The 8683-nt window shown below is 70.2% G+C and carries 7 protein-coding genes and 1 pseudogene; 6 read left to right on the top strand and 2 right to left on the bottom strand.

Features of this window, described 5'->3' with window-relative positions; translation table 11 throughout:
- On the top strand, positions 1 to 882 hold an 882-nt coding region (locus QH290_RS14695), incomplete at its 5' end, for an MFS transporter (protein ID WP_483244248.1).
- Between the two features lie 43 nt (positions 883 to 925).
- On the opposite strand, the pseudogene QH290_RS14690 reads toward QH290_RS14695, so the two are convergent.
- A pseudogene (locus QH290_RS14690) lies at positions 926 to 1081 on the bottom strand (hypothetical protein); the annotation flags it as partial.
- A gap of 261 nt (positions 1082 to 1342) precedes the next feature.
- Between QH290_RS14690 and trpB the strand changes: the two are divergent.
- Complete coding sequence (gene trpB / locus QH290_RS14685; protein ID WP_280383331.1) at positions 1343 to 2575, top strand: tryptophan synthase subunit beta; 1233 nt, start codon at positions 1343 to 1345, stop codon at positions 2573 to 2575.
- Between the two features lie 24 nt (positions 2576 to 2599).
- Complete coding sequence (locus QH290_RS14680; protein WP_280269372.1) at positions 2600 to 3673, top strand: threonine aldolase family protein; 1074 nt, start codon at positions 2600 to 2602, stop codon at positions 3671 to 3673.
- Between the two features lie 14 nt (positions 3674 to 3687).
- On the opposite strand, the gene QH290_RS14675 is transcribed toward QH290_RS14680, so the two are convergent.
- A complete protein-coding gene (locus QH290_RS14675; protein ID WP_280269371.1) occupies positions 3688 to 4473 on the bottom strand; it encodes a maleylpyruvate isomerase N-terminal domain-containing protein in 786 nt (261 codons plus the stop codon).
- A gap of 146 nt (positions 4474 to 4619) precedes the next feature.
- On the opposite strand from QH290_RS14675, the gene QH290_RS14670 reads away from it, so the two are divergent.
- From QH290_RS14670 to QH290_RS14660, 3 genes are all read left to right on the top strand, one after another.
- Positions 4620 to 5834: an oxygenase MpaB family protein gene (locus QH290_RS14670; protein ID WP_280383329.1), complete on the top strand. Its 1215-nt coding sequence runs from the start codon at positions 4620 to 4622 to the stop codon at positions 5832 to 5834.
- A gap of 210 nt (positions 5835 to 6044) precedes the next feature.
- Positions 6045 to 6827 carry a DUF6319 family protein gene (locus QH290_RS14665; protein WP_280269369.1) on the top strand — a complete coding sequence of 261 codons (783 nt, stop codon included), beginning with the start codon at positions 6045 to 6047 and terminating at the stop codon, positions 6825 to 6827.
- Positions 6828 to 6983: 156 nt separating this feature from the next.
- Positions 6984 to 8675: a sodium:solute symporter family protein gene (locus QH290_RS14660; RefSeq protein WP_280269368.1), complete on the top strand. Its 1692-nt coding sequence runs from the start codon at positions 6984 to 6986 to the stop codon at positions 8673 to 8675.
- Positions 8676 to 8683 lie beyond the last annotated feature (8 nt).

Raw genomic sequence — 8683 nt, 5'->3', positions numbered from 1 at the left:
GGTTACGGGAGGGGCCGCACTCGGGGACGACGCGGTGACGGACGGCGCATTTCTGCGCAATCCGCTGGCGTCGTCGGCGGGGTCGTGGCCCCCCCCCCCAGCGGGCCAAACCCAAGGCCGCCCCCCCCGCCCCCCCGCGGGGGGCGGCCCGGCGGCGGCCGGGCCGGTTATGGCGGGGCCCCGGGCCCCCCCCCCATCCCGCGGGGGCGCCCGCGACCGGGTGCGTCGGCCCGGCGTCGGCCGGGCGCGGATGGGACCGGGCAGGCGCGCGCCCGCATCCCGTGGCGGTCGGGGCTGGCGTGGCAGGTCAGCCTGTTCTTCGGGCTGCAGTCGCTGGGTTTCTACGCGACCATCGCGTGGCTGCCGAGCGTCCTGCGCGACAACGGGATCGGCGCGCGGGAGGCCGGGCTCTACCTGTTCGGGTTCCAGGTCCTCGGTCTGCTCGCGCTCAATGCCGTCCCGCTGCTGCCGCGTGCGCTGGCCGCTCCGCGGGTACTCGCGGCGGCGGCCTCCCTGCTGAACGTGGCCAGCCTGCTGCTGCTCGCGGTCGTGCCCGGGCTCGCCCCGCTGGCGGTCGTCGGCATCGGCATCGGCGCCGGTATCTGCCTGATGCTGGCGATGTCGTTCCAGAGCGAGCGCGCCGCCGACGCCGCCGGAGCGGCCGCCCTGGCCGGTATGGCGCAGAGCGTCGGATATCTGGTCGCGGCCGCCGGGCCCGTCCTGCTCGGCCTGCTGCACGCCGCGACCGGGGGCTGGGCGCCCGCGCTCGTAGTCCTCGCTCTGCTGACGGCCGCGCAGGCGACGGTGGGCTACGGCGCGGGACGCGAACGGACCGTCGCCCTCGGGCCGCCGGGAACGCCGCGACCAGGCCACCGTCGATGACCAGGTCCTGGCCGTTGATGTAGGCCGCCTCGGACGACGCGAGGAATCCCACCGCGTCCGCGACCTCCTCGGCGGTGCCGAACCGCCCGGCGGCGATCTGCGCGAGCACCCCGGGCTGTGCCTCGGCCGGGATGTTGTCGTGGCCAGCGTACGCTCGCCGCCGCCGAGGCCCTCGACGGCCTCGTCCAGCCGGGCCCATACCGCTGGAGCCGCCGGTCACGAGTGCGATCTTGTCGTCGAAACGATGGGTGCTGTGCGTCATGAGAACCACCCCGGCGCCCCACGCACCGGGCAACCAGTGCGCCGTGAACCTGGGTGCCGCACGACCGGGATGGGCCCCGATGTGCGGGGCTTTCCCTAACGGATCGTTAACTAATCCGTTGCCAACAGGCATTCCGCTGCTCGTACGGGTAAGACAGGATGCACATGTGGGTCCGGTGAGTGAAACGCGTTGGTGCTGATGGTTATTGATCACGGTGTGGCGAGCGGCGCCGACGATTCGACTGTTCGACCGGACGACCAGGGCAGATTCGGCAGATTCGGCGGCCGGTACGTCCCCGAGGGACTGATGGCCGCGCTGACCGAACTCGACGCGGCATATCGGCTGGCGCGCGCCGATGCGCGCTTCACCGCGGAGCTCGCGGAGTTGCTGCGCGACCGGGTCGGTCGTCCGACGCTGCTGCATCGCGTGCCGCGCCTGGCGGAATCGCTTGCGGTTGCGGGTGTTCGGGTCTATCTCAAGCGCGAGGATATGGCGCACACCGGCGCGCACAAGATCAATAGCGCGCTGGGTCAGGTGCTGCTCGCCCGGCGCATGGGCAAGTCGCGGATCGTCGCGGAGACCGGCGCCGGGCAGCACGGCGTGGCCGTGGCGACCGTGTGCGCGATGCTGGACCTGTCGTGCACGATCTACATGGGCGCGCACGACATGCGGCGCCAGGCGTCGAATGTCGTGCGGATGCGGCTGCTGGGCGCGCAGGTGCACGCCGTGCACACCGGACGGCGGCGGCTGAAGGACGCGGTCAGCGAGTCGGTCCGGGACTGGGTGACCAATGTCGGCACCACGCACTACGTCTTCGGGACGGCCGCGGGACCGGCGCCGTACCCGCGCATCGTGCGGGACTTCCAGACCGTGATCGGGCACGAGGCCCGGGCGCAGGTGCTGAAATCCGAAGGGCGGCTGCCCGATTACGTGATCGCCTGCGTCGGCGGCGGCAGCAACGCCATCGGCATGTTCCACCCCTTTCTCGACGATCCGCAGGTGCGCCTGATCGGCGTGGAGGCGGCGGGGCGCGGAACCGAAACCGGTTGGCACGCGGCCACATTGAGCAACGGATCGCCCGGCGAGCTGGACGGTTCGTTCAGCTACATGCTGCAGGACGAGGACGGTCAGATCGCGCGCACGCACAGCATCGCGGCGGGTCTGGACTATCCGGGCGTCGGCCCCGAACTCAGCCACCTCAAGGACACCGGCCGCGTCACCTACCGCGCGGCGACCGACGAGGCCGCGCTGCGCGGGATGCGCGCGCTGACCCGCAGCGAGGGCATCATCGCCGCCCTCGAATCCGCCCACGCCGTCGGATACCTGCTGGAGCTGGCCGAGCGCGGCGAGCTGCCGCCCGGATCGGTGGTGCTGCTGTGCCTGTCCGGCCGCGGTGACAAGGATCTCGACATCGCCGCGCAGCGGCTGTGAGGCGAGCGGCGTTACCGTGGTCGGGTGACTGACGCCATCCGACGGCACGAGACGACCGCGCGCGGGTTCGCCAGCGACAACTGGGCGGGAATCCATCCGGACGTGCTGGCGGCGCTCGCCCTGGCCAACGGCGGCCATCAAAGGTCCTACGGCACCGACGAATACACCACGGCGCTGCAGGAGATCTTCGCCCGGCATTTCGGGGACGGCACCCGCGTCTATCCGGTGTGTACCGGCACCGGCGCCAATGTCGTTGCGCTGCAGGCATTGCTGCCGCGCTGGGGCGCGGTGATCACCGCCGAGTCCGCGCACGTCAACTCCGACGAATGCGGCGCCGCGGAGAAGGTGGCCGGAATCAAGATCTATCCCGTCGCCACCCCGGACGGCAAGCTCACCCCGGAACTGATCGACCGGCAGGCGTGGGGGAGGGGTAACGAGCACCGCGCCCAGCCGCTGGCGGTCTCGATCACGCAGACCACCGAGACGGGGACCTGCTATTCGATCGACGAGATCCGGGCGATCTGCGAGCACGCGCACGACCTGGGCATGCTCGTGCACGTGGACGGCGCCCGGCTGTGCAATGCCGCGGCCGCGCTCGATGCGCCGCTGCGCGCGTTCACCCGCGACGCCGGGGTCGACATCGTATCCTTCGGCGGTACCAAGAACGGCCTGATGCTGGGGGAGGCCGTGGTCGTGCTCGCCCCGGACCGCATCCACGACCTCGAATACCTGCGCATGCTGACCACGCAGCTGGCGTCCAAGATGCGGTTCCTCTCGGTGCAGTTCGAGGCGCTGCTCGGCGGCGACCTGTGGCTGCGCAATGCCGCGCACGCCAATGCGATGGCCGCGCGCCTCGCGCACGCCGCGGGCGGCATCGACGGTGTCAAGATCACGCAGCCGGTCCAGTCCAATGCCGTATTCGCCGTTCTCCCACCGGATGTCACCGCCCGGCTGCAACGGCGGTTCCCCTTCCACGTCTGGGACGAGGACACCGGCGAGGTGCGGTGGATGTGCGCGTTCGACACCACGGCGGACGACGTGGACGCGTTCACCGACGCGATCGCGCGGGAGATGGGTTCGTCAGGGAATCGGGGCTGATCGGGGCGGGCCGCTCAGACCAGGTTGATCGAATCCAGCACTCGCGTGCCGAGCTCGGTATCGCCGGTGACGGCGACCGCGCAGGCCCGCCAGGGTAGGCGGTGGGTGGCCCACTGCGGGAATTCCAGTGCGAGAGCGGCGATATGGGCCGCGGCACCCGCGGCCGCGGACGGGCGCACCCGGATCCGGCCGCCCCGGGGCTCGATGCGCCAGGTGCCCCCGCCCGGGCCGGTCAGCGTGAGCGCGACCGGCGCCTCGAGCCAGCTCAGGGCTCGGCGGTGCGAGCGTTCCAGCAGGACCACCGACCAGGCCAGCACCGCGGCCATCCGCCGGGGGTCGGTCGGCGGGACCGGGCGGTCGAGGGCGGCGGCGAGGTCGTGGCGCAGATGGATGTGCCAGTCGAAGACGAGCATGGCGGGAACGAGATCCACAGGGTACCAACCCAATTCGCCGACGGGAAGGCGAATCCGGCCGATGCCCGGCGCGGTCAGCACCGTCAGCGCCGCGCAGCCGCGACCGGTCCAGGCGGTGAGGTCGCGCAGCACGTGCTTGGTGGTGTGGGAGCGTCGCAGGTCGACCAGCTGCTCGTTGAGCCGTTCGATGTCGCGGGTGGTCGCCAGCGCGAAGGCCGCCGGTGTCACCAGCGCCCGGGCGGTGACGGTGAGGTGGATGAGCACGTCGGCCACCGACCAGCCCGGTGCCGCGCTCGCCGCGGCCAGGTCGGCCTCGCTCAGATCCGCGCAGAACTCCAGCACCGCCCGGCGTTCGTCGTGCAGCGCGGGCAGGTGGTGCGAACTCATCGGATGGCCTCGGCGGCCACCGGACTCCTCATGAAAACCGCAGGCTACCGGCTCGGCAGGGGCTGTGCACGGCTGGGAACCTTGACGCAATGAGAGAGAACTACGTACATTCTTTCATGAGACCGTCCGCTCGAAGGAGAGCCGCGATGAACCCAGCCGTGCCGCGCCGCCACCCCGACGCTCCCCGCAAGGTCCCGGGCCTGCGGCCGTTCGCGCTGCTGATGGGCATCGGCAAACCGTCCCCCGAGCAGTGGCGCGACCTCGGTGAGTCGCTGCTGGTCGCCGACGAGCCGATGGACCGGGTCGTCGACTGGATGTACGCCGAGGGCAGCGACCGCACCCGCCCGCTGTTCGAGCGGGCCCTGCGCGAGGGCATCGCGAGCGTTCCGGACGCACCGGAACCGTTGCGGGAGTTCTTCGTTCGCTACGAGACCGTCCCGGAGTGGGTGGACTGGGACAAGATCCGCCGGGCCGAGCGGGCGTTCCGGGCGGGCGGCGCCGACGGCCTCTACATCGCCCGCGACGTCTCGCTGCTCGGCGGCTACCTGGCGTCCGGATTCAACAAGACCCTGATCCGCACGGGTGCGCTGGAGAAGGGCCCGGCCAAGCGCTTCGCCGAAACCCTGCAGTGGGCCCTCGACGTCACCTCCGAGGACGGCATGCGGCCGCTGGGCGCCGGTTACCGCTCCACCATCCACGTCCGGCTCATCCACGCGTTCGTGCGGCGGCACGTGGCGGCCATGCCGGATTGGGATACCGAGGAGTGGGGTGTGCCGATCAATCAGACCGATATGGCGGCCACCCTCGTCGGCGCGCTGATCGCCCCGATGGTCGGCGCGATGCCGATGGGTATCGTGCCGACCCCGGCCGACGCCGATGCCGCCGCGCACCTCACCCGCTACGTCGGCTGGCTGATCGGGGTCCGGGAAGAATGGCTGCCCAACGGATTCCGGGATGCGGTGCGGCTGCTCTACCACTGCCTGTGCGCGATCACCAATCCGGACGAGACCACTCCCCAACTGGCCTTGCCGATGGGTGACGAGCCGCTCGGCTGGCACTACCGCAACCTGCCGGTGCTGCGCGGCCGCCTCGCCCGGGCGCAGCATCTGTCGATCGCCGGTACCTTCCTCGGCCCGAAGGCGATGCGTAGCCTCGGCCTGCCCGCGTACATGCCCCCGTGGTATCCGCTGCTGCGAATCCCGGTGAACCTCACCAGGAGTGCCGCGACCCGGTTGCCCGGCGGGCCCGCCCGCGCCGCCGCCCGCGGCCGCCGCGAGCAGGAGGCGTTCCTGCGGCGGCTGGTCGGCGAGCAGGACGCGGTGATCGGCGAGTCGGCACGGCATGTGAGTCGCGCGGCCTGAGGATCTTCCGCGATTGTTGCTGCCCGGATGCGAAACTCGCATACGATTCCCTGGCCGGTCGGGATCGGCGGGCCGCGCGGGACCCTGGATGTAGCTTAAGATTTGCCGGTTCGCGCGCGGTCGCTCGGTGTCGCCGGACGATGTGGACTTGTCGGTGTCATGGGGCATGCTCGTGACACGCACACGTCCACGAACCGCCCGGAGAGCACCATGTCGTCCCGTCGAACCAAGCCGCAACCTTTGTCCGACATCGAGATTCGGCAGATCGCCGCGGACATCGCGGCCGGTCGGCCACCGATGGTCTGGTTCACCTCGGCCGCGGTGGGCGTGGAGGAGGGCCGCTCGGGCAAGGTGGTCGCGCTCGGTGATCCCGCCGAGGGCGACTTCCTGCAGGTGCGTCCCACCGGATCGAAGGACGAGCTGTCGTTCTCGCCGACCGAGGTGACGCTGACCAAACCGGCGCGGCGCACCGCCGCCGCGCCGAAGCAGACCGCAAAGAAGACCACGGCAAGAAGGAAGGACACCGCAGTGAGCATGCCGTCGACCGTGCCCCAGGCGCCGACGCCGCCGAATCCGGCACCGGTGAAATCCGCTGTCGCCGAGACGAACCCGCCCGCGGCGGGCGCGCCCAAACCGGCGGCGGAGTCGTCGGCGCCGAAGCCCGCCGCCAAGCCGGGCCCGGGCGCGGCCCCGCGCCCGGCCCAGAAGAGCGCCGCCCGCAAGTCCAAGTCGGCCCCGGAGGTGACAGTCACCCTGTCCGGCACCGCCGAGGGGGAGTGGACGATCGAGGTCGTGCACGGCAAGAAGCGCACGCGCGGACTGTCGGTGCCGGGCGCGACGGTCGCCCAGGCCGCGAAGCTGCTGCACCCGGAGGTCGCCGAGGTGGTCGACGCGGTGCTCGAGTCGGTCCGAAGCACCCAGCGCGCCAAGGTCGAACAGCTGCAGGCGGAGCTCGAGCAGGCCCGTCGCGTGCTCGACGACCTGGCGGGCTGACCGGCCGCCCTCTCTCGTCGATTTCGCCGCCGTCGCGGGGCGGCGGCGAAACGCGCTTGCCGAGTCGTTGGTTCTGCCCCTGTGAGCGCTAACAAGAGGCTAGTATCCGGATTCGGCCGGTTGGTCATCCGATGACCCCATCGACAGGAGAGCTTTATGCCGCCCGCTGCTGTGCTAGCCGAGGGGACCCAGCTACGGCTGGATGCCGCACCCGTCGACTATGTGCTGGTCGCACTGTATTTCATCTTCGTCCTCGGCATCGGCCTGCTGGCGCGGCAACGGGTGTCGTCGAGTATCGACTTCTTCCTGTCCGGCCGCTCCCTACCGGCCTGGGTCACCGGCCTGGCCTTCATCTCCGCCAACCTCGGCGCGGTGGAGATCATGGGCATGTCGGCCAACGGCGCGCAGTACGGCATGCCGACCATGCACTACTTCTGGATCGGCGCGGTGCCCGCCATGCTGTTCCTCGGCGTGGTCATGATGCCGTTCTACTACGGCTCCAAGGTGCGCAGCGTGCCGGAGTTCATGCGCCGCCGCTTCGGCACCGGGGCACATCTGGTGAACGCTCTCAGCTTCGCCATCGCCCAGGTGCTCATCGCCGGGGTGAACCTGTATCTGCTCGGCTCGATCCTGAACGTGCTGCTGGGCTGGCCGCTGTGGGTGTCGGTGATCGTCGCCGCGGTGATCGTGCTGTCCTACATCACCCTCGGCGGGCTGTCGGCCGCGATCTACAACGAGGTGCTGCAGTTCTTCGTCATCGTGGCCGCGCTGCTGCCGCTGACCCTGGTGGGCCTCAACCGCGTCGGCGGCTGGGACGGCCTGAAGGACAAGGTGAGTGCGCTGCCCGACGGTTCGGAACAGATCCACTCCTGGCCGGGCAACGAGCTCAGCGGCTTCGCCAACAACTTCATGTCGGTGCTCGGCATCGTGTTCGGCCTGGGTTTCGTGCTGTCGTTCGGCTACTGGACCACCAACTTCGTCGAGGTGCAGCGCGCGCTGGCGACGCATTCGATCTCCGCCGCCCGCCGCACCCCGATCATCGGCGCCTACCCGAAGATGTTCATCCCGTTCATCGTCGTCATCCCCGGCATGATCAGCGCGGTGCTGGTGCCGCAGGTGGTCGAGTACAAGGCGACCGGCCAGGGCGATGTCACCTACAACCAGGCCCTGCTCTATCTGATGAAGGCCGTGCTCCCCAACGGCCTGCTCGGCGTGGCGCTGGCCGGTCTGCTGGCGGCGTTCATGGCCGGTATGGCGGCCAACATCTCCGCGTTCAACACGGTGTTCAGCTACGACCTGTGGCAGCAGTACGTGGTCAAGGACAAGCCCGACGGCTACTACCTGACGGTCGGGCGCCTGGCCACGATCGGCGCCACGGTGGTCGCGATCGGCACGGCGTTCATCGCGGGCAACTTCTCGAACATGATGGACTACCTGCAGACGCTGTTCAGCTTCTTCAACGCGCCGCTGTTCGCGACGTTCATCCTCGGCATGTTCTGGAAGAAGATGACGCCGACGGCCGGCTGGGTGGGCCTGGTGTTCGGCACGCTGTCCGCGGTGGTGGTGTTCATCCTGCACCAGACCGAGGTGTTCCACCTGTCCGGCCAGGGGTCGAGCTTCCTCGCCGCCGGTGTGGCGTTCGTGGTCGACATCGTGCTGAGCGTGATCGTCACCCAGGTGACCGCGCCCAAGCCCGCGGCCGAACTGGTGGGCCTGGTCTACTCGGAGACACCGAAGGCGCAGCTGAACGATCCGGACGCCGCCTCGCTGCCCTGGTACCAGCGTCCTGTGCTGCTGGCAGGCATCGCACTGGTGATCGTGATCGTGCTCAATATCCTCGTCGGATAAGGAAGTGA

It is taken from the genome of Nocardia wallacei (assembly GCF_029869545.1).
Taxonomy (GTDB): Bacteria; Actinomycetota; Actinomycetes; order Mycobacteriales; family Mycobacteriaceae; genus Nocardia; species Nocardia wallacei_A.
The sequence above is the reverse complement of the archived record's forward strand: the minus strand, read 5'-3'. Positions and strand labels throughout refer to the sequence as shown.

What these genes read in the sequence shown, in the direction of transcription:
- trpB (WP_280383331.1), top strand. Translation starts at nt 1,343, where the DNA reads ATGGTTATTGATCACGGTGTGGCGAGCGGCGCCGACGATTCGACTGTT.
- QH290_RS14675 (WP_280269371.1), bottom strand. Translation starts at nt 4,473, where the DNA reads ATGAGTTCGCACCACCTGCCCGCGCTGCACGACGAACGCCGGGCGGTG.
- QH290_RS14670 (WP_280383329.1), top strand. Translation starts at nt 4,620, where the DNA reads ATGAACCCAGCCGTGCCGCGCCGCCACCCCGACGCTCCCCGCAAGGTC.
- QH290_RS14665 (WP_280269369.1), top strand. Translation starts at nt 6,045, where the DNA reads ATGTCGTCCCGTCGAACCAAGCCGCAACCTTTGTCCGACATCGAGATT.
- QH290_RS14660 (WP_280269368.1), top strand. Translation starts at nt 6,984, where the DNA reads ATGCCGCCCGCTGCTGTGCTAGCCGAGGGGACCCAGCTACGGCTGGAT.